Source organism: Caballeronia sp. ATUFL_M2_KS44, assembly GCF_023630965.1.
Classification (GTDB): Bacteria; Pseudomonadota; Gammaproteobacteria; order Burkholderiales; family Burkholderiaceae; genus Caballeronia; species Caballeronia concitans.
Genome location: NZ_JALQEA010000020.1, coordinates 312381 through 332258, shown reverse-complemented (window position 1 = coordinate 332258; position 19878 = coordinate 312381). Strand labels below are relative to the sequence as shown.

Here is a 19878-nt window from a genome sequence, read left to right as displayed (position 1 = left end):
GTGTGAAAGTAGGTAATCGTCAGGCTCCTCATGCCGCAAACAAAAACCCCACCCCGAAAAGGTGGGGTTTTTGCGTTGGGGCCGGCGAATCAGCGGGGAGTGCTGCATGCAAACACTCTACTGACCGCGCGCAGCCCAAAATATCATCGGGCCAGGAATCGTTCAGCCATTCGCACCCAGTACGACGAGCCCACGGACAACAGCGCGTCGTTGAAGTCGTAACTAGCGTTATGCAGCGTGCATGGCCCCATGCCGTGTCCTTGTTCCCGATGCCCGCCGTCGCCGTTCCCGAGGAACGCGTAGCAGCCTGGCTTCTCAAGCAGCATGAACGAGAAGTCCTCCGCGCCCATCGTCGGCTCTACGGAGCTGTTCACCTTGTCAGCGCCGACCACTTCCGCCATCACCTGTGCGGCGAACTTCGTTTGTTCGGCGTCGTTGATGGTCGGTGGGTAATTGCGATGGAAGTACACGTCCGCTTCGCAGTCGTAGGCAGACGCCGTTGCTTCGACGATCTTCCGCATCCTCGATTCGATCAAATCCAGCGTTTCCACCGTGAATGTACGCACCGTCCCGCCGAGCCACGCCTGGTCGGGCACTACGTTCGCCGCGTCTCCCGCGTGGATCTGCGTGATCGACAGCACCGCCATATCGAGCGGCTTCTTGTTGCGCGTGATGATGCTCTGCAACGCGTTAGCGACCTGCACGGCCGTGAAAACCGGATCGCGACCGTTATGCGGCAGCGCCGCGTGCGAACCGGTCCCGCGAATCGTGATGCGAAACTCGTTGCTCGATGCCATGATCGGGCCTTCCGTCACGCCGAAATGACCCGCCGGTATGCCCGGCCAGTTATGGATACCGAACACGGCATCGACGGGAAAGCGGTTGAAGAGTCCATCGTCGATCATGGCTTTGGCGCCCGCGCCGCCTTCCTCTGCGGGCTGGAAGATGAACACGACGGTTCCATCGAATTTTCCGTGTTCCGCCAGATACTTGGCCGCGCCGAGCAGCATCGCGGTATGACCGTCGTGGCCGCATGCGTGCATTCGGCCCGCGTGCGTCGATTTATGGCCGAACGTGTTGAGTTCCTGTATCGGCAGGGCGTCCATGTCGGCGCGCAGTCCGATGGACGCGCTGCCCGACCCGCGCTTCAGCACGCCGACGACGCCCGTCTTGCCGACACCGCGGTGAACCGTAATGCCCCATCGCTCCAGACTTTCCGCTACCAGTTTTGCAGTACCGACCTCTTCGTAACGCAACTCGGGATGAGCATGGATCGTTCGTCGGAGGGCCTTGATTTCGTCGTGTGATGCTTCGATTTCCGGGATCAGACTCATTTGAAATGCTCTCTCGTTTCGAATTCGGATCGCGCGTATCGACGCGGACTAACCATTCTACGCCGCCACTATTTGGCGGATCGGACGGTCGGTCGCATAACCGGCGTAATAGAATTCCGTCATCTGCCGCCTATTTCTCGATTGACCGGACTTTTCGATGAACGCTCCCGCCGAGTTTGCAAGAGCCGTATGCCCGCACGACTGCCCCGATACCTGCGCGATGCGCGTCACCGTGCAAGACGGCAAGGCGATAAAAGTCAGCGGTGATCCGGACCACGCGCCGACGCAGGGCGTCCTCTGCACGAAGGTCACGCGATACGCCGAGCGCACGCATCACAAGGACCGTCTTCTGACTCCGCTGCGACGCGTCGGGCCGAAGGGAGCGGGGCGTTTCGAGCCGATCGGCTGGGACGAAGCGCTGCGCATCGCGGCGGAACGGCTTCAGCCGATCGCGCGCCGCGCGCCGGAAGCCATTCTCCCGTACAGCTACGCGGGCACGATGGGCCTCGTTCAGGGCGAAAGCATCGCCGCTCGTTTCTTCAACGTGCTCGGCGCGTCACGTCTCGATCGCACGATTTGCGCCGCCGCCGGCGCGGCCGGACTGCGCTACACCTATGGCGCGAGCCTCGGCATGCACGTCGATTTCTTCGAGGAAAGCGAGCTGATTTTGATCTGGGGCGCGAATCCTATCGCGTCGAGCCTGCATTTCTGGACGCGCGCGCAGGAAGCAAAGCGGCGCGGCGCGAAGCTGATCGCGATCGATCCGTACAAGTCGCTGACCGCGGAAAAATGCCATCAACATATCGCGCTGCGGCCGGGCACCGATGCCGCGCTCGCGCTCGGCATGATGCACGTGCTGATTCGTGAAGGGCTCGTCGACCAGGATTACATCGACAACCACACGCTCGGCTTCGACGATCTCGCGGCGCGCGCCGCGCAGTATCCGCCGTCACGTGTCGCGGAAATTTGCGGAATCGATGAGCAGACGGTCGTCGACCTTGCGCGAGCGTTCGGGTCGACGAAGAAGGCCGCGATCCGCCTCAACTACGGCATGCAGCGTGTGCGCGGCGGCGGCAACGCGGTGCGAGCGGTCGCTAGCCTTCCGTCGCTGACGGGCGCGTGGCGTGAGCGCTCGGGCGGCTTGCTGCTGTCGTCGTCGGGCTGGGCGCCGATCGACGGCCCGGCGCTCGAGCGTCCCGACTTGCTGCCCGGCTGGCCGAACACGCTGCCGCGCATCATCAATATGAACGCGATCGGCGATGCGCTGCTGCATCCCGGCGACGAAACCTTCGGCCCGAAAGTCGAGGCGCTGATCGTCTACAACTCGAATCCAGTCGCGGTCGCGCCGGATTCCGCGAAGGTCGCGGCGGGCTTCGCGCGTGAAGATCTGTTCACGATTGTCCTCGAACACTTCCAGACAGATACCGCCGACTATGCGGATCTGATTTTTCCCGCGACCACACAGCTCGAACACCTCGACGTACACAAATCGTACGGTCACACACACGTGATGGCGAATCTGCCCGCCATTGCGCCCGTCGGCGAATCGCGCCCGAACACGGATTTCTTCCGCAGTCTGGCACGCGCGATGGGCCTCGTCGAACCGGCGCTTTTCGAAACCGACGAGCAGATCGCGTCGAAGGCTTTCCGCTGGAATCATCCGACGCTGAAAGGTCAGAGTTGGGACGCGCTGAAAGCGTCGGGCTGGATCAAGCTCGACCTTCCGGATGCCCCGTTTGCAAACGGCGGCTTCCGCACGCCGTCCGGGAAATGCGAGTTCTTCAGTCAGCGCCTGAAGGACGAAGGCCACGATCCGTTGCCGGATTACCTCCCGCCGTACGAGTCTTCGGAAAACGCGCCGGCGTTGGCCGCCCGCTATCCGCTCGCGATGATCTCGCCGCCCGCGCGCAATTTCCTGAACAGCAGCTTCGTGAACGTCGAGAGCCTGCGAGCCGCCGAGCGCGAGCCGCATCTCGATATTCATCCGCATGACGCGGAAGCGCGCGGTATCGCGGACGGCGTGCTGGTGCGCATCTTCAACGATCGCGGCTCGATGCAGGCGCGCGTACGCGTGACGGAACGCGCGCGCGAAGGCGTCGTCGTCGGCTTGTCGATCTGGTGGAAGAAGTTGTCCCCCGATGGCTGCAACGCCAATCAAGTAACGAGCCAGGCATTGACCGATCTGGGGGGATCGGCAACGTTCTACGATTGCCTGGTTGAAGTGGAGTCATTGCATTGAGAAGTTTGGAGAAGTTGGGTTCGCGCGATCCTGGAGTGGGGCGTCTAACCGGATTGTCGGGAGCGAGACGAGCGGCTAGCATCTCGTTTTCGCACGACCATTCGAAAATCAAATAAGGAGACGCCGTATGGAAAAACTCTGGCTGAAATCGTATCCGGCCGGCGTACCTGCGGAGATCGACGCGTCGGCGTACCGGTCGGTGTCGCAGTTGCTCGAGGACAGTTTTCGCAAGAACCGCGACCGTCGCGCGTTCGTGTGCATGGGGCAGGCGATCACGTATCGCGAGCTCGACGACATGTCGAAGAAGCTCGCCGCGTGGTTCCAGAAGAAAGGGCTGAAGCCGGGCGCGCGCGTCGCGCTGATGATGCCGAACGTGCTGCAGTATCCGGTGGCGATCGCCGCGGTGCTGCGGGCCGGTTACATCGTCGTCAATGTGAATCCGCTCTACACGCCGCGCGAGCTCGAGCATCAGTTGCGCGATAGCGGCGCGGAAGCCATCGTCATTCTGGAAAATTTCGCGGTGACGCTGCAGGCGGTGATCGCGAACACGGCGATCAGGCATGTCGTGGTCGCGTCGATGGGCGATCTCATGGGCCTCAAAGGGCTCGTGGTCAATTTCGTCGTGCGTCGCGTGAAGAAGATGGTGCCGCAATGGACGGTGCCGGGCAGCATCCGTTTCAACGATGCGCTCGCCGAAGGCGGCCGGCACGCGTTCGAAGCCGTCGCGCAGACGCCGGACGACGTCGCGTTCCTCCAGTACACGGGCGGCACGACCGGCGTGGCGAAGGGCGCGACGCTCACGCATCGGAACCTGATCGCGAACGTGCTGCAATCCGAGGTGTGGCTGGACCCGGCGCAAAAGCAGCGGCCGGACATCGATCAGTTCGTCTGCGTGGTGGCTTTGCCGCTGTATCACATCTTCGCGTTGACCGTGTGCGGCATGCTCACGATTCGCACCGGCGGTCTCGGCGTGCTGATCCCGAATCCGCGCGATATCGCCGGCATGATCAAGGAGTTGAAGGGCGTTCCGATCAACACGTTCCCGGCGGTCAACACGCTTTATAACGCGCTGCTGAATCATCCGGATTTCAGCAAGCTCGACTTTTCGAAGCTGATCGCGGCGAACGGCGGCGGCATGGCCGTGCAGGAAGCCGTCGCGAAGCGCTGGTTCAAGATGACCGGCGTGCCGATCATCGAAGGCTACGGGTTGTCGGAGACATCGCCGTGCGTGACCTGCAATCCGGTGACGGCGACCGAGTACACCGGCACGATCGGCTTGCCGCTGCCATCGACGGAAATCTCCATTCGCGACGACGACAACAACGAGTTGCCGCTCGGCCAGGCGGGCGAAATCTGCATCCGCGGACCGCAGGTGATGGCGGGCTACTGGAATCGCCCGGACGAAACGGCCAAGGTCATGACGCCCGATGGCTTCTTCCGCTCCGGCGACGTCGGCGTGTTCGACGAGCGCGGCTACGTGAAGATCGTCGATCGCAAGAAGGACATGATCCTCGTGTCCGGCTTCAACGTGTATCCGAACGAGATCGAAGACGTGGTCGCGATGCTGCCCGGCGTGTTCGAAGTCGCGGCAGTCGGCGTGAAGGACAAGAATTCGGGCGAAGCGGTGAAGCTCTTCATCGTGCGCAAGGACGAGAACCTGACCGAAGCCGACGTGATGGCCTATTGCCGCGAGCGGCTCACGGGCTACAAGCGGCCGCGCATCATCGAGTTTCGCAGCGATCTGCCGAAGAGCAACGTCGGCAAGATCCTGCGTCGGGAATTGCGCGACGGCACCGTGTAAGAACGCCGGCAACGCGTCAAGACGAGCCTTCGTGTCTGTCGCAGGACACGGAGGCTTTTTCTTGGTCCGCGCCGGCGTCCGAGCCGAAAAAAAAGGCGCCCGAAGGCGCCTTTAGTCGATACTGCTTTGTTACGAGCTTCTTAGAACTTGTGGCGGATGCCGACCAGCGCAGCAACCTGGTTCGACGTCGACGACGGCGACAGGCCGTTGATGTTCGCGACCGCTGCGGTGCGCGTCGAGTCGGTGCCCGAAGCGTGCTGGTAGATACCATCGATGTACACGTCGGTGCGCTTCGACAGGAAGTAGTCGGCGCCGAGCATGCCTTGATGGTACTTGGCGTTGGCCAGGCCATAGCCCTTCGTGTAGTCGTAAGCAGCGCCCACAAGCAGAGCCGGGGTCAACTGATACTTGAAGTTGATTTCGGCGTTGTGGAACTTGCCCGAGCCGCCCGTGTAACCGCCCGGGTTCAGGCCCGCGCCGGCGTCCGTGCCGACATCCTTGAACTGCGTGTTGCTATACGTCGCGCCGACGGTCGCTGCGCCGAACGTATAGGCCGCGCCTGCCGAGATCACTTGCTGCGTGTGAGCCGATGCGAAGCCCGAGTACACGCGGCTGCCGCTCATGTTCGAAGCGGCCGTCGAGGTTGCCGTGTTCGACGACGGGTTGTTGCCGAAGAACGAGTAGTTCGGGTCCTTGACGTTCAGGTAGCCAGCGCCGAATTGCAGCGGACCTTGCGAATAGCCGAGGCCGACCGACCAGATCTGGTTGCGGTTGAACTGGCCAGCGTTGCCGCCCAGGCTGTACAGACCGCCGAACGTGAAGCCTGCGTAGTTCGCGCTCGTGAACTTGATCGCGTTGTTCACGCGATTCGAGTTGTTCATGTTGTCGAGGTCGCCCGGGTGCGCGCCGAAGTACGTCGCCCACTGGCTGCCGACTTCGAATGCGCCCGTGTAGTCGACCACGGAGTCGTACTGGCGACCCAGCGTGACCGTGCCGAACTGAGCCGTCGACAGACCGACGTAAGCCTGACGGCCGAACTCAGCACCGCCTTGGCCCAGACGGCCGTTGAACACGTTGAAGCCGTTTTCCAACACGAAGAGGGCCTTCAGACCGCCACCCAGGTCTTCCGTGCCGCGCAGGCCCCAACGGCTACCCTGCACGTTGCCGCTGTTCAGTGCATACAGCTTTTGGCCGGCGCTGTTGTTGGTGTAGAGGAAGCCCGCGTCGATGATGCCGTACAGCGTCACGCTGCTCTGCGCATGTGCGGCGCCAGCGAAGACGCCCAATGCTGCCAGAGCGAGAAGCGACTTTTTCATTGAATAGATCTCCAAGGAGTGTTCTTGCGACTTGTTTTTGGCAAGGTCACTGTTCTAGCGCCAGTGTGTTGACGGTCCCTGCCGGACACTTCGTTTGCGAAGGTGACACGTAATGTAACAAAGACGTCCAGATGCACAAAAGGAAACGGGGTGGCGTTCGCGCTTCGTGTGACGTTTACGCAACATGCGCTAAAATCTTGGTTTTTCAGCATTTTCGCGAGTCGCGTTTGCCCTAATTACAAAAAATGGCACCTGCGGGCGCGCATTTTCGCATCGTCGTTCGCGGAGAATGCAGCTTGCTGAACACGTCGCACGGCGCGTTGCGCAAACATGAACACGAAGAAAGAGGTGAGGACATGACGCTCGATGAGGTCATTAGCGAGTTCGATCGAGGCTTGCGTTCCATGGTCGGCGTGAGCCGCATGTCGCGGCCCATCCCCGACTCGAATGCGGCGGGTCTCGCGGATGGCGGCTTGCTCGCCGAAGAGCCGCAGCTCACGGAAAAAGAGAAGGCGCATTCGGCGGGTTTGATGCGCGTGAATCATGTCGGCGAAGTGTGTGCGCAGGCGCTTTATCAGGCGCAAAAGCTCGCAACGGATTCGCCGACGCTGAAGGCGGGCTTCGAACAGGCGGCTCGCGAAGAGGAAGACCATCTTGCATGGACCGCTCAGCGCCTGAAAGACCTGGACTCGCGCCCGAGCCTGCTGAACCCGCTCTGGTATGCGGGCGCGCTGGCGATCGGTTTCGTCGCGGGCCGCTTCGGCGATCGCGCGAGTCTCGGCTTCATGGCCGAAACGGAGCGTCAGGTCGAACAGCATCTGGACGGTCACATGCGCACGTTGCCGGCAACCGACTACGCGTCGCGCGCGATCGTCGAGCAAATGCGCAACGATGAAAGCGCGCACGCCGCGGCGGCGATCGGCGCGGGCGGAAGCGAGATGCCGTTTCCGGTGCGGGCGCTGATGCGCGCGGCATCGAAAGTCATGACACGCACGGCCTATTACATCTGATCCGGCGTCCGATTTCGATGGCCACGCATCTTTGCGCGACAGGCCATCGAAAGGAATCGAGAGCGTCCCACCTTGCGGCAAAAACGGCGCGCAGAAACCGTTACATTTCACGTCTCTTTCCCGTCGAATTCATACTTTACCTTCACATCCGGCACTAGCCCTCTAATTCCAAACGGTTTTCTTCTTCACCGGTCCTTCAGGTTTTAACGCTAAGTCCTTGTTCTAGCGAGCAAAAGCCGCCCTTAAAAAAATACCCGCGTCTTGACCCAGGAAATGCGTTCCTCTAAAGTGGGAGACAGTGTCAGAAAGTGGTTGTTTGTGTGATTCAACACCCACTTTTCGGCAATTTCAGGGCAGCAGTGACGTCATCGTGGGCGTCGTCGGCTTTGCATCGGATCGGCTCATTGGGCAATGAGGCGGTCGACAACGGGGAGAAGGGCGAGTGTTCCAAGGGGCGTCGGCGCTGACGCTCGATGCGAAAGGGCGGATGTCGGTTCCGTCCCGCTATCGGGAAGCGCTGCAAGGGCAGGCAGAAGGCCGGGTGACGCTCACGAAGAGCCCGGATGGATGCCTGTTGCTCTTTCCCCGCCCGGAGTGGGAAGTCTTTCGCGCCAAGGTCGCCGCGCTCCCCATGGAAGCGATGTGGTGGCGGCGCATCTTTCTCGGTAACGCAATGGATGTCGAACTCGACACGGCCGGGCGCGTGCTGGTTTCGCCCGAGCTTCGTGCGGCCGCGTCGCTCGAAAAGGAAGTGACGCTGCTCGGCATGGGCGCGCACTTCGAATTATGGGATTCGCAGACGTACGCGGCGAAGGAAGCCGCGGCGATGGCGCAGGGCATGCCCGAAGCGCTAAAGAACTTCACTTTCTGACGCGGCGCTCAACGACATGGCACCTGCGATGGGAAATGAACTGCAGCATCGCACGGTGCTGCTGGACGAGGCGGTGGACGGGCTGATCACCCGCGCGGACGGCATCTATATGGATGGCACGTTCGGACGCGGCGGTCATAGCCGGGCAATTCTGCAGCGGCTGGGCGAAGCGGGGCGGCTCATCGCCTTCGACAAGGACCCGCTTGCCATTGCCACGGCGCAACAGATTCAGGATCCGCGTTTCTCGATCGTGCACGACAGCTTTGCGTCGATGCGCGATGCAGCGAGCGAACACGGTGTGCAAAAGGTGTCGGGTGTGCTGCTGGACCTGGGTGTGTCGTCGCCGCAAGTGGACGACCCGGAGCGCGGTTTCAGTTTCCGCGCGGAAGGCCCGCTCGACATGAGGATGGACCCGACTCGCGGCGAGTCGGCGGCCGAGTGGCTCGCGCGGGCCACGGTGCAGGAATTGACGGAGGTGATCAGAGATTATGGGGAAGAACGGTTTGCTTTTCAGATTGCAAAGGCGCTTGTTGCTCGCCGGGCAGAGTCCGACCGTCTTGGGCCTCTCGTCAGCACGCGCGAGCTTGCCGAAATCGTGGGTCACGTCGTCAAGACCCGTGAAAAGGGCAAGGATCCGGCAACCCGCACCTTTCAGGCTATACGGATTCACATCAATCAAGAGCTTGCGGAGCTGCAGGTAGTTCTTGAATCGGCACTTTCGCTGTTGGAGCAAGGGGGGCGGCTGGTCGTGATCAGCTTTCATTCGCTCGAAGACCGGATCGTCAAGCGGTTCATGCAGGCGCAATCGAGCGCGCCGGCGGTGGACCGTCGTTTGCCGATCCGCGCGGTCGATCTGCCGAGCCCGCCTCTGCGGATCGTCGGCCGCGTGTTTCCGAGCGAGGCCGAAGTCGCCGCCAATCCGCGCGCCCGTTCCGCTGTCATGCGCATCGCGGAGCGCATCGCGCCATGAACCGTCTCAATATTTTCCTGTTGATGATCGTGCTCGGGTGCGCGCTGTCGGTCGTCAGCGCCACGAACAAGCAGCGGCAAGTGTTCATCGAGTTGCAGCGGGCGCAGTCGCAGGAGCGGCAGCTTCAGCAGGATTACGCACAGTTTCAGTATCAGCAGAGCGCGTTGTCGAAGACATCGCGCATCGAGCAGTTGGCCACTAACTCACTGAAGATGCAGCCCGTGACGACCGGCCGCACGCAATACCTCACTTACGACCCGGCGACCGCCAAGGCCGCCGATGCGCCCATGCCGCCGCCGCTGCCCGCCTCGGCGCCGTCCGCTCGCGGAGCGAAAAGATGAAGAAAGCCGCGAAGCAAAAGGACGTCGCCTACACGCCGAACCCGATCCTCGCCGTGCGCTTGCCGATGTGGCGCTCGAAGTTCGTCGTGTTTCTGCTTTTCATGGCGTTCGTCGCGCTGGCCGCGCGCGCATTCTGGATTCAAGGACCGGGCAACGCCTTCTTCAAGAAGCAGGGCGAGAGCCGCTATCAGCGCACGCTGGAAATGCCCGCCACGCGCGGCCAGATTCGCGACCGCAACGGTCTCGTGCTGGCCACGAGCCTGCCGGTCAAGGCCATCTGGGCGATTCCCGAAGCCGTGCCGAACGATCTCGGCGCGGACAAGCTCGCGGAACTGGCGAAGCTGCTCGACATGACGCAGAAGGACCTGCGCGCGAAGCTCTCGATGGACAAGACCTTCGTCTATGTGAAACGTCAGGTGCCGCTCGAAGTCGCGCAGAAAGTCGCGGCGCTCGACATTCCGGGCATTTATTCGCGCGGCGAATATAAGCGCTTCTATCCGGAAGGCGAAATCACCGCGCACCTGATCGGCTTTACTAATATTGAAGACAAGGGGCAGGAAGGCGTCGAACTGGGCGACCAGAACGTGCTCGCCGGCACGCCGGGCATGCGCCGCGTCATCAAGGACCGGATGGGCCATATCGTCGAGGATGTCGACGAACAGGTCGTGCCGCACAACGGCACGGACGTCGAACTCTCGATCGACAGCAAGATTCAGTACATCGCGTACACGAACCTGAAGGCGGCCGTCGAGAAGTCGAAGGCGAAGGCGGGCGCGGCGATCGTCATCGACACGAAGACGGGCGAAGTGCTCGCGCTCGTCAACTATCCCACCTACAACCCGAACGACCGCTCGCGCATGACGGGCGAGCAGTTGCGCAACCGCATTCTCACGGACACCTTCGAGCCGGGCTCGATCATGAAGCCGTTCACCGTTTCGCTCGCGCTCGATCTGCATCGCGTGACGCCGAACACGCTCGTCGAAACGGGCGGCGGCGTGTTCGTGCTGGACGGCGCGCGCATCACGGACGACGCCGGTTTCGGCACGCTCACGGTCGGCGGCGTGATTCAGAAGTCGAGCAATATCGGCGCGACCAAAATCGCGATGCAATTGCGTCCGGAAGAAATGTGGAACATGTACACGAGCATCGGGCTCGGGCAGGCGCCGAAGGTCGGTTTTCCGGGCGCGGTGACCGGGCGTCTGCGGCCGTGGAAGAGCTGGCGGCGCATCGAGCAGGCGACCATGTCGTACGGCTATGGTTTGTCGGCGTCGCTTTTCCAGCTCGCGCGCGCGTACACGGCGATCGCGCATGACGGTTCCATCTTGCCGGTCTCGATTTTCCGCACGCCGGGCGATCAGCCGCCGATGGGCCAGCAGGTTTTCTCGCCGACCACCGCACGCGAAGTGCGCGCGATGCTCGAAGCCGTCGTCTCGAAGAACGGGACGTCGCCGGATGCGGCGGTGCCGGGCTATCGCGTCGGCGGCAAGTCGGGCACGGCGTACAAGCACGCGGGCCGCGGCTACGATCACTCGAAGTACCGCGCATCGTTCGTCGGCATGGCGCCGATGCCGAATCCGCGCATCGTGGTCGCCGTGTCGGTCGACGAGCCGACGGCGGGCAGCCACTTCGGCGGACAGGTGTCGGGGCCGGTGTTTTCCGGCATCGTCGGCGATACCTTGCGCGCGCTGAACGTGCCGCCCGACATGCCGGTAAAGCAAATGGTGGTATCGGACGAATCGAATCCGGCCGCGCAGACGCCTGCCCAACCGGCGAACGGCAACAACGCCAACAACGCGAATGCGGCGAAGAAGGTCGCCGTATCGAGCAATTCGAAGACACATCCGGGAGTCGTGCGATGAGCGCGGCCCGTCAAAGCAAGATGCAGAAGGACGTTTCGAACGCCGTCGAATGGCTGCGCGCGCACGCGCGGCCCGAGGCGCAGTTGCATGCCGACACGCGCTCGCTGAAAAGCGGCGACGTGTTTTTCGCCTATGCCGTCGATGGCGCGGACAATCGCGCGTACATCGACGCGGCGCTGAACGCGGGCGCGGCGGCGGCGCTCTACCAGCCGGAAAACTTCGCGGGCAAGCCGGACGCATCGAAGACGCGCGCCGTGGCCGCGCTGAACGAACTCGCCGGTCCGATCGCGTCCGCGTGGTACGGCGAGCCGACCGCATCGATGCTGACCGTCGGCGTGACGGGCACGAACGGCAAGACGTCGTGCAGCCAGTGGATCGCCACGGCGCTGACCGCGCTCGGCCGTCCGTGCGCGATCGTCGGCACGCTCGGCATCGGCATGCCGGGCAAGCTCGTGCATAGCGGCTTCACCACGCCCGATGCGCCGCAACTCCAGCGCAACCTCGCGCAACTCAAGAGCCAGGGCGCGGAAGCGGTCGCGATGGAAGTGTCGTCGCATGCGCTGCATCAGGGGCGCGTGAACGGCACGGACTTCGACATCGCCATCTTCACGAATCTCACGCAAGACCATCTCGATTACCACGGCACCTTCGAGGCGTACGAAACCGCGAAGGCGCGCCTGTTCGCGTGGCCGTCGCTGAAGACGGCGATCGTCAATCGCGACGACGCGGCGGGCCAGCGTCTCATCGCATCGCTGCGCGGCAAGGTCCGCACGATTGCATACGGCGTCGAGATGCCCGCCGATGCCGCGCCGTCCGCCGACGCCGTGCTGCTCGCGACGCAAGTGCGCGCGACGGCCACCGGCACCGCGTTTCATCTTTCGTCGGATTGGGGCGAAGCCGAAGTCGAAGTCGGCACGCTCGGCACGTTCAACGTCAGCAACCTGCTCGCGGTGCTCGGCGTGCTGCTCGAAGTGGGCGTTCCGTTCGATGCCGCCATCGCGCGCATCGCGAAACTGGAGTCGGTGAACGGGCGCATGGAGCGTCTCGGCGGCCGGCTGCAAAGCGACGAGCCGCTCGTCGTGATCGACTACGCGCACACGCCCGACGCGCTCGACAAGACGCTCGCCGCGCTGCGCCCGATCGCGGAAGCGCGCGGCGGCGAGCTTGTCTGCATGTTCGGTTGCGGCGGCGACCGCGACGCGACCAAGCGCCCGCTGATGGGCGAAATCGCGGAGCGTCTCGCGGATCAGGTCGTCATCACGAGCGACAACCCGCGCAGCGAAGACCCGCTCGCGATCATCGACCAGATCGCAGCCGGAATGAAAGACGCCGCGAAGGCGCGCCGTATCGAGGATCGCGCGAGCGCCATCCTTCAGGCGGTGCGGTCGGCGGCGCGAGAGGATGTCGTCGTGCTGGCCGGAAAGGGGCACGAAGCCACACAGGAAATCATGGGCAAGAAGCGCGCGTTCTCCGACCAGGATCACGCGCGCCTCGCGCTTGCAGCACGCGCCACGCAGCAGCGCGGAGGTACCGAATGACCATGTTCACGCTGCGCGAAGCCGCCGCGCTCATTCCGGGCGCGGTGGTCATCGGCGACGAAAGCATCGCGATCGCACGCGTCGTGACGGATAGCCGCGCCGTGCAGGCGGGCGATCTGTTCGTCGCGGTGAAGGGCGATCGTTTCGACGCGCATGATTTCCTGGATCAGGTTGCGAAGAGCGGCGCGGCCGCCGCGCTCGTTTCGCGCGAGTTGCGCAATTCGGATGCCTGGCCGCTTCCTGTCGTCAAGGTAAAGGACACGCGCGCGGCGCTCGGTGCGCTGGCGCACGGCTGGCGCAAGCGCTACACCATGCCGCTCGTCGCCGTCACGGGCAGCAACGGCAAGACCACGGTCAAGGAAATGATCGCGTCGATCTTCGCGGCATCGGTCGGAGAAGACGCGCGGCTCGCGACGGCGGGCAACTTCAACAACGACATCGGCTTGCCGCTCACGCTGTTTCGTCTGAACGGCGCGCACAAGCTGGCGGTGGTCGAGCTGGGCATGAATCATCCGGGCGAAACCGACGCGCTCGGCAAGATCGCCGCGCCGACGGTCGCGGTCGTCAACAACGCGCAGCGCGAGCATCAGGAATTCATGGCGACGGTCGAAGCCGTTGCACTGGAACACGCGTCCGTCATTCATGCGCTCGGCGAAACCGGTACCGCCGTGTTCCCCGCCGACGATCACTACGCGAGCATCTGGCGCGTCGCCGCGACGGGCAATCCCGTCATGGATTTCGCGCTCACCGGCGATGAAACGAAGGCCGCCGTCACCGGCACGCTCGAAGGCACCACGGTGCACGTGCGCACGCCGCAAGGCGACATCGACATCGCGCTTTCCGTGCTCGGCGAACATAACGCGCGCAACGCGCTCGCGGCCACGGCTGCGGCGCTCGCCGCCGGCGTTTCGCTCGATGCCGTCAAGCGCGGGCTCGAAGCCTTCCAGCCGGTCAAAGGCCGCTTGCAGGTCAAGCGCGCGGTGGTGAGCGCGCTCGCGGGCGCGACCGTCATCGACGATACGTACAACTCCAATCCCGATTCCATGCGCGCGGCCATCGATGTGCTCGCGGCGCAAGCATCGCCGCGTGTGCTCGTGATGGGCGACATGGGCGAAGTCGGTGAAGAAGGACCGGCGTTTCATCGCGAAGTGGGCGCTTATGCAGCGGAGCGCGGCATCGATGCGCTCTTCGCGCTCGGCGACGCAAGCCGCGATTCCGTGAACGCATTCAACGCAAAGGCATCGAAGCAGACCGGCGCGCATTTCAACGACGTCGCCGCGTTGATCGAAGCACTCGAACAAGCCGGGTTCGGACCCGGCGCAACGTATCTCGCGAAAGGCTCGCGCTTCATGAAGATGGAGCGCGTGGTGGACGCCTTGACGAGCCTCGCACAACCCGCCGCGGGCAGCACGCCCGCAGCACACTGACTCACAGAAAGAGAAGGCCCAGCATGCTACTTGCACTCGCGCAATGGCTCCAGAATGACGCCAGCTTCATGCGCGTGTTCACCTACATTACGTTCCGCGCCGTGGGAGCCACGGCGACGGCGATGTTGATCGGTCTCGTCTGCGGCCCCTGGGTGATCCGCAAGCTGACCGCGATGAAAGTCGGCCAGGCCGTGCGCAAGGACGGCCCGCAGACGCACCTCGTCAAGTCGGGTACGCCGACGATGGGCGGCGTGCTCATTCTCATCGGCATCGCGGTATCCACGCTGCTTTGGGCGGATCTCACGAACCGCTTCGTGTGGATCGTGATGCTCGTCACGTTCGGCTATGGCGTGATCGGCTGGGTGGACGACTATCGCAAGGTCGTGCACAAGGACCCGCGCGGCATGTCGTCGCGCGAGAAGTATTTCTGGCAATCGGTGATCGGCATTTTCGCGGCGGTTTATCTCGCGTTCAGCGTGTCCGAAGCCAACAACGCGCGCGTGTTCGATCTCTTCATGGCGTGGGTGCGCAGCGGCCTTTCGATGGGCCTGCCCGCGCGCGCCGACCTCATGCTGCCGTTCCTCAAGTCGATCACGTATCCGCTCGGCGTGTGGGGCTTCATCGCGATGACATACTTCGTGATCGTCGGATCCAGCAACGCGGTGAATCTCACCGATGGCCTCGACGGTCTCGTCATCATGCCCGTGGTGCTCGTGGGCGCGTCGCTCGGCGCGTTCGCCTACGTGATGGGTTCGTCGGTCTATTCGAAGTATCTGCTCTTCCCGCACATTCCCGGCGCGGGCGAATTGCTGATCTTCTGCTCGGCCATGGGCGGCGCGGGCCTCGCGTTCCTTTGGTACAACACGCACCCCGCGCAGGTCTTCATGGGCGATGTCGGCGCGCTCGCGCTCGGCGGCGCGCTCGGCACCATCGCCGTGATCGTGCGTCAGGAAATCGTGCTGTTCATCATGGGCGGCATCTTCGTCGCGGAAACGCTCTCCGTGATGCTGCAAGTCTTCTGGTTCAAGTTCACGAAGCGCCGTTATGGCGAAGGCCGCCGTTTCTTCAAGATGGCGCCGCTGCATCACCACTACGAACTGTCCGGCTGGACCGAGACGCAAGTGGTGGTGCGCTTCTGGATCATCACGTTGATGCTGTGTCTGTTCGGCTTGTCGACGTTGAAGTTGCGTTGATTCGTCAGCGCCCGAAGGTTCATCCGTTTCCGGTTCAATTCAAAGGTAAAAGCGATGTTTGGCGAGAAGTTTTCCGGTCGGCAAAGTCCGATGGTGCTCGTGCTGGGGCTCGGTGAATCCGGCCTCGCGATGGCGCGCTGGTGCGCCAGGCACGGCTGCCGCCTGCGGATTGCCGATACGCGCGAAACGCCGCCGAATCTCTCCGAACTCGTCATCCATGACATCGATGCCGATTTCGTCGGCGGCGCGTTCACGACGGAACTGCTCGACGGCGGCATCGAACTCGTCGCGGTCAGTCCGGGACTATCGCCGCTCGCGCCGGACCTCGCGCCGCTCGTCGCGGCCGCCAGGGAACGCGGCATTCCCGTGTGGGGCGAACTCGAACTCTTCGCGCAGGCGCTCGCGGGACTCGCCGTGAACGGCTATCAGCCGAAGGTGCTCGCCATCACCGGCACGAACGGCAAGACCACGACGACCGCGCTCACCGGCCTTCTGTGCGAGCGCGCGGGCAAGCGCGTGGCGGTCGCGGGGAACATCAGCCCGGCGATGCTCGACAAGCTCGCCGAAGCCATCGATCAGACCGCGCTGCCGGACGTCTGGGTGCTCGAACTGTCGAGCTTCCAGCTCGAGACCGCGCACACCTTCGAGCCGGATGCCGCCGCGGTGCTGAACATCACGCAGGATCATCTCGACTGGCACGGCGGCCTCGATGCCTACGCCGCCGCGAAAGGCCGCATCTTCGGCCCGCGCACGACGCGCGTGCTCAATCGCGACGACGCCCGCACGATGGCGCTCGCCGTCAACGTCGCGCAGGACCGCGTGGTGACGTTCGGGCTGAACGAGCCGTCGAACGTCGGCGACTACGGCTTGCTGCGCGACAACGGCATCGCGTGGCTCGCGCAAGGTATCGATCGCGACGCCGCCGACGAACCGACGTCGTCGCGCCGTCGCAAGCAGGAAACGGCGGCGCCGAATGTCGTCGCCAAGCGGCTGATGCCGTCGGATGCGCTGCGCATTCGCGGTCTGCACAACGCGGCGAACGCGCTGGCCGCGCTCGCGCTCGCGCGTGCAATCGATCTGCCGCTCGCGGCGCTCTTGCATGGCTTGCGCGAATATCGCGGCGAGCCGCATCGCGTGGAAGTGATCGCGCAGATCGACGGCGTCGATTACGTCGACGACAGCAAGGGCACCAACGTCGGCGCAACGGTCGCCGCGCTCGACGGCCTCGCGCAACGCGTCGTGCTGATCGCCGGCGGCGACGGCAAGGGCCAGGATTTCTCGCCGCTCGAAGCGCCGGTGGCGCGCTGGGCGCGCGCTGTGATGCTGATCGGCCGCGACGCGCCGCGCATTCGCGAGACGCTCGAATCGACCGGCGTCGCGCTCGAAGATCACGCGACGCTCGAAGCCGCGACCCACGCGGCGGCACGCATCGCGGAAGCCGGCGACGCCGTCCTGCTCTCGCCCGCGTGCGCGAGCCTCGACATGTTCAAGAACTACGCACACCGCGCGGACGTGTTTCGCGGCGCGGTCGAAGAAATCGCCGCAGCGCGGGGAGTGATGCTATGAGCTGGTCGGAACGCTTCGGATCGAAACTGACCGGCCAGCGCAACGCGGTCGCGAACGACTCGCTCGCCGGTCGCGCGGGTGCGAGCGCGCGCGTTGGCCGCACGGAAGGCGCGGGCGGCATTTCGAGCGCGGTCAACGGCGTGCGTCCCGCGCGCTCGCGCATGCTCGACTACGATCATTCGCTGTTGTGGGTGACCATCGCGTTGCTCGGTCTCGGCATCGTCATGGTGTATTCGGCGTCGATCGCCATGCCCGATTCGCCGAAATACGCGCAGTATCGCGACTATCACTTCCTCGTGCGTCACCTCATCTCCATCGCGACGGCGCTCGTCGGCGCGGTCATCGCGTTCAAGATTCCGGTGAAGACCTGGGAAAAGTACGCGCCGAAGCTCTTTCTTCTCGCGCTCGTGCTGCTCGTCATCGTGCTGATTCCGCACATCGGCAAGGGCGTGAACGGCGCGCGCCGCTGGATTCCGCTCGGCATCACGAACATGCAGCCGTCGGAAATCATGAAGCTCGCCGTGACCATCTATGCCGCGAACTACACGGTGCGCAAGCAGGAGTTCATGCACAGTTTCGGCAAGGGCTTCCTGCCGATGGCCGTCGCGGTCGGCGCGGTCGGCGCGCTGTTGCTGCTCGAACCGGACATGGGCGCGTTCATGGTGATCGCGGCCATCGCGATGGGCGTGCTGTTTCTCGGCGGCGTGAACGGCAAGCTGTTCGGCGGCCTCGTGCTGACGGCGGTGGGCACGTTCACGATGCTCGTGTGGCTCTCGCCGTGGCGTCGCGAGCGGATCTTCGCTTACCTCGATCCGTGGGACGACCGTTATGCGCAAGGCAAGGCGTATCAGCTGACGCACTCGCTGATCGCGTTCGGACGCGGCGAGTGGTTCGGCGTGGGACTCGGCGGCAGCGTCGAAAAGCTCAACTATCTGCCCGAAGCGCATACCGACTTCATTCTCGCGGTGATCGGCGAGGAGCTGGGCTTCGTCGGCGTGATCGTCGTGATTCTGCTGTTCTACTGGATCGTGCGCCGCGCATTCGAGATCGGCCGTCAGGCGCTCGCGCTCGATCGCACGTTCGCGGGTCTGATGGCGAAGGGCGTCGGCATCTGGTTCGGCGCACAGACGTTCATCAACATGGGCGTGAATCTCGGTCTTTTGCCGACCAAGGGCCTCACGCTGCCGCTCGTTTCGTACGGCGGCTCGGGCATTCTGCTGAACTGTGTCGCGCTGGCGGTGCTGCTTCGCGTGGATTACGAGAACCGGGTTCTGATGCGCGGAGGCAAAGTATGACCGCGCAACGCGACCGCACCTTGATGGTCATGGCGGGCGGCACCGGCGGCCACGTGTTTCCGGGCCTCGCCGTCGCGCACTGGATGCAGGCGCACGGATGGCGCGTCGTGTGGCTCGGCAATGCGAGCGGCATGGAAGCGACGCTCGTCCCGAAGCACGGCGTGCCGATGGAATACGTGCGCTTCGGCGGCGTGCGCGGCAAGGGCATCAAGACCAAGCTGATGCTGCCGGTCAACCTGCTGCGCGCGTGCTCGCAAAGCCTGCGCGTGCTGCGCCGGATCAAGCCGGATGTCGTGCTCGGCATGGGCGGCTACATCACGTTTCCGGCGGGCGTCATGACGAAGCTCGCGGGCTGCCCGCTCGTGCTTCACGAACAGAATTCCATCGCGGGACTCGCGAATAAGGTGCTCGCGCATCTCGCGAAGCGCGTGCTCGTCGCGTTCCCGGATGCGCTGCCGAATGCGGAATGGACCGGCAATCCGATTCGCGCGGAACTTAACGCGACATTGCCGCCCAAAGAACGCTACGCCGCGCGCTCGGGAAAGCTGAACGTGCTGGTGGTCGGCGGAAGTCTGGGCGCCGCCGCGCTGAACGAAACGGTGCCGAAGGCGCTCGCGCTGCTTGCCGCGGATCAACGTCCGCGCATCGTGCATCAGGCGGGCGCGAAGCATATCGAAGCACTCGAAGCGAACTACGCGGCGGCGGGTTTCTCGCGTGGCGACGACCTGCAGCTCGTGCCGTTCATCGAAGACATGGCGAGCGCTTATGCATCCGCCGATCTCGTGATCTGCCGCTCGGGCGCGATGACGGTCTCCGAAATCGCGGCGGTCGGCGTGGCGGCGCTCTTCGTGCCGTTCCCGTTCGCCGTCGACGATCACCAGACGACCAACGGCGCGTTCCTCGCCAGGAACGGCGCTGCGGAATTGATACAACAACGCGATTTGTCGGCGGAAAAGCTCGCCGGCTGGTTGCGTGCGCAAACGCGCGAGACGCTGGCCGACATGGCCGTGCGCTCGCGTGCGCTGGCGAAGCCGGATGCGACCGAACGGGTCGCAAGCGTCTGCGCCGACGTGGCCGGCGCGCGTTTCGACGCGCAAGCTCGGGAGGCACATTAGGAC

The 19878-nt window shown here is 63.8% G+C and carries 15 protein-coding genes; 13 read left to right on the top strand and 2 right to left on the bottom strand.

The window, feature by feature from the left end; all coding sequences use genetic code 11:
* Positions 1 to 143: 143 nt before the first annotated feature.
* A complete protein-coding gene (locus NCR39_RS11680) occupies positions 144 to 1334 on the bottom strand; it encodes a M20 aminoacylase family protein (RefSeq protein ID WP_250452321.1) in 1191 nt (396 codons plus the stop codon).
* Between the two features lie 157 nt (positions 1335 to 1491).
* Between NCR39_RS11680 and NCR39_RS11675 the strand changes: the two genes are divergently transcribed.
* Complete coding sequence (locus tag NCR39_RS11675; protein ID WP_250452320.1) at positions 1492 to 3573, top strand: molybdopterin-containing oxidoreductase family protein; 2082 nt, start codon at positions 1492 to 1494, stop codon at positions 3571 to 3573.
* A gap of 127 nt (positions 3574 to 3700) precedes the next feature.
* The gene (locus NCR39_RS11670) at positions 3701 to 5374 is read left to right on the top strand and encodes a long-chain fatty acid--CoA ligase (RefSeq protein WP_250452319.1); all 1674 of its coding nucleotides are present in this window, start codon (positions 3701 to 3703) and stop codon (positions 5372 to 5374) included.
* A gap of 140 nt (positions 5375 to 5514) precedes the next feature.
* On the opposite strand, the gene NCR39_RS11665 is transcribed toward NCR39_RS11670, so the two are convergent.
* The gene (locus NCR39_RS11665; protein WP_250452318.1) at positions 5515 to 6690 is read right to left on the bottom strand and encodes a porin; all 1176 of its coding nucleotides are present in this window, start codon (positions 6688 to 6690) and stop codon (positions 5515 to 5517) included.
* A 356-nt stretch (positions 6691 to 7046) separates the two neighbouring features.
* On the opposite strand from NCR39_RS11665, the gene coq7 reads away from it, so the two are divergent.
* From coq7 to murG, 11 genes are all read left to right on the top strand, one after another.
* Positions 7047 to 7700 carry a 2-polyprenyl-3-methyl-6-methoxy-1,4-benzoquinone monooxygenase gene (gene coq7, locus NCR39_RS11660; RefSeq protein WP_250452317.1) on the top strand — a complete coding sequence of 218 codons (654 nt, stop codon included), beginning with the start codon at positions 7047 to 7049 and terminating at the stop codon, positions 7698 to 7700.
* A gap of 442 nt (positions 7701 to 8142) precedes the next feature.
* The gene (mraZ, locus tag NCR39_RS11655) at positions 8143 to 8571 is read left to right on the top strand and encodes a division/cell wall cluster transcriptional repressor MraZ (protein WP_040050492.1); all 429 of its coding nucleotides are present in this window, start codon (positions 8143 to 8145) and stop codon (positions 8569 to 8571) included.
* 16 nt (positions 8572 to 8587) lie between these two features.
* The gene (rsmH, locus tag NCR39_RS11650; protein ID WP_250452316.1) at positions 8588 to 9541 is read left to right on the top strand and encodes a 16S rRNA (cytosine(1402)-N(4))-methyltransferase RsmH; all 954 of its coding nucleotides are present in this window, start codon (positions 8588 to 8590) and stop codon (positions 9539 to 9541) included.
* Complete coding sequence (gene ftsL / locus NCR39_RS11645) at positions 9538 to 9882, top strand: cell division protein FtsL (protein ID WP_040050494.1); 345 nt, start codon at positions 9538 to 9540, stop codon at positions 9880 to 9882. Before rsmH ends, ftsL begins: the two co-directional genes overlap by 4 nt.
* Positions 9879 to 11741, top strand: coding sequence for a peptidoglycan D,D-transpeptidase FtsI family protein (locus NCR39_RS11640; protein ID WP_250452315.1), 1863 nt, complete (start codon positions 9879 to 9881; stop codon positions 11739 to 11741). The genes ftsL and NCR39_RS11640 overlap by 4 nt, the downstream gene beginning before the upstream one ends.
* Positions 11738 to 13279, top strand: coding sequence for a UDP-N-acetylmuramoyl-L-alanyl-D-glutamate--2,6-diaminopimelate ligase (locus tag NCR39_RS11635; RefSeq protein ID WP_250452314.1), 1542 nt, complete (start codon positions 11738 to 11740; stop codon positions 13277 to 13279). Before NCR39_RS11640 ends, NCR39_RS11635 begins: the two co-directional genes overlap by 4 nt.
* Entirely contained in the window at positions 13276 to 14706 is a 1431-nt protein-coding gene (locus NCR39_RS11630; RefSeq protein ID WP_250452313.1) for a UDP-N-acetylmuramoyl-tripeptide--D-alanyl-D-alanine ligase, read from the top strand. Before NCR39_RS11635 ends, NCR39_RS11630 begins: the two co-directional genes overlap by 4 nt.
* A gap of 23 nt (positions 14707 to 14729) precedes the next feature.
* Positions 14730 to 15899: a phospho-N-acetylmuramoyl-pentapeptide-transferase gene (mraY, locus tag NCR39_RS11625; RefSeq protein ID WP_040050498.1), complete on the top strand. Its 1170-nt coding sequence runs from the start codon at positions 14730 to 14732 to the stop codon at positions 15897 to 15899.
* 54 nt (positions 15900 to 15953) lie between these two features.
* Positions 15954 to 17465, top strand: a complete 1512-nt coding sequence (gene murD, locus NCR39_RS11620) for a UDP-N-acetylmuramoyl-L-alanine--D-glutamate ligase (protein WP_250452312.1) — start codon at positions 15954 to 15956, stop codon at positions 17463 to 17465.
* Positions 17462 to 18760: a putative lipid II flippase FtsW gene (ftsW, locus tag NCR39_RS11615; RefSeq protein ID WP_250452311.1), complete on the top strand. Its 1299-nt coding sequence runs from the start codon at positions 17462 to 17464 to the stop codon at positions 18758 to 18760. The genes murD and ftsW overlap by 4 nt, the downstream gene beginning before the upstream one ends.
* A complete protein-coding gene (gene murG / locus NCR39_RS11610) occupies positions 18757 to 19875 on the top strand; it encodes an undecaprenyldiphospho-muramoylpentapeptide beta-N-acetylglucosaminyltransferase (RefSeq protein WP_250452310.1) in 1119 nt (372 codons plus the stop codon). Before ftsW ends, murG begins: the two co-directional genes overlap by 4 nt.
* Positions 19876 to 19878: the final 3 nt, after the last annotated feature.

Excerpts from the sequence above, each read along its gene's own strand:
- NCR39_RS11680 (WP_250452321.1), bottom strand. The coding sequence starts at position 1,334 with ATGAGTCTGATCCCGGAAATCGAAGCATCACACGACGAAATCAAGGCC.
- NCR39_RS11675 (WP_250452320.1), top strand. The coding sequence starts at position 1,492 with ATGAACGCTCCCGCCGAGTTTGCAAGAGCCGTATGCCCGCACGACTGC.
- NCR39_RS11670 (WP_250452319.1), top strand. The coding sequence starts at position 3,701 with ATGGAAAAACTCTGGCTGAAATCGTATCCGGCCGGCGTACCTGCGGAG.
- NCR39_RS11665 (WP_250452318.1), bottom strand. The coding sequence starts at position 6,690 with ATGAAAAAGTCGCTTCTCGCTCTGGCAGCATTGGGCGTCTTCGCTGGC.
- coq7 (WP_250452317.1), top strand. The coding sequence starts at position 7,047 with ATGACGCTCGATGAGGTCATTAGCGAGTTCGATCGAGGCTTGCGTTCC.
- rsmH (WP_250452316.1), top strand. The coding sequence starts at position 8,588 with ATGGCACCTGCGATGGGAAATGAACTGCAGCATCGCACGGTGCTGCTG.
- ftsL (WP_040050494.1), top strand. The coding sequence starts at position 9,538 with ATGAACCGTCTCAATATTTTCCTGTTGATGATCGTGCTCGGGTGCGCG.
- NCR39_RS11640 (WP_250452315.1), top strand. The coding sequence starts at position 9,879 with ATGAAGAAAGCCGCGAAGCAAAAGGACGTCGCCTACACGCCGAACCCG.
- NCR39_RS11635 (WP_250452314.1), top strand. The coding sequence starts at position 11,738 with ATGAGCGCGGCCCGTCAAAGCAAGATGCAGAAGGACGTTTCGAACGCC.
- NCR39_RS11630 (WP_250452313.1), top strand. The coding sequence starts at position 13,276 with ATGACCATGTTCACGCTGCGCGAAGCCGCCGCGCTCATTCCGGGCGCG.
- mraY (WP_040050498.1), top strand. The coding sequence starts at position 14,730 with ATGCTACTTGCACTCGCGCAATGGCTCCAGAATGACGCCAGCTTCATG.
- murD (WP_250452312.1), top strand. The coding sequence starts at position 15,954 with ATGTTTGGCGAGAAGTTTTCCGGTCGGCAAAGTCCGATGGTGCTCGTG.
- ftsW (WP_250452311.1), top strand. The coding sequence starts at position 17,462 with ATGAGCTGGTCGGAACGCTTCGGATCGAAACTGACCGGCCAGCGCAAC.
- murG (WP_250452310.1), top strand. The coding sequence starts at position 18,757 with ATGACCGCGCAACGCGACCGCACCTTGATGGTCATGGCGGGCGGCACC.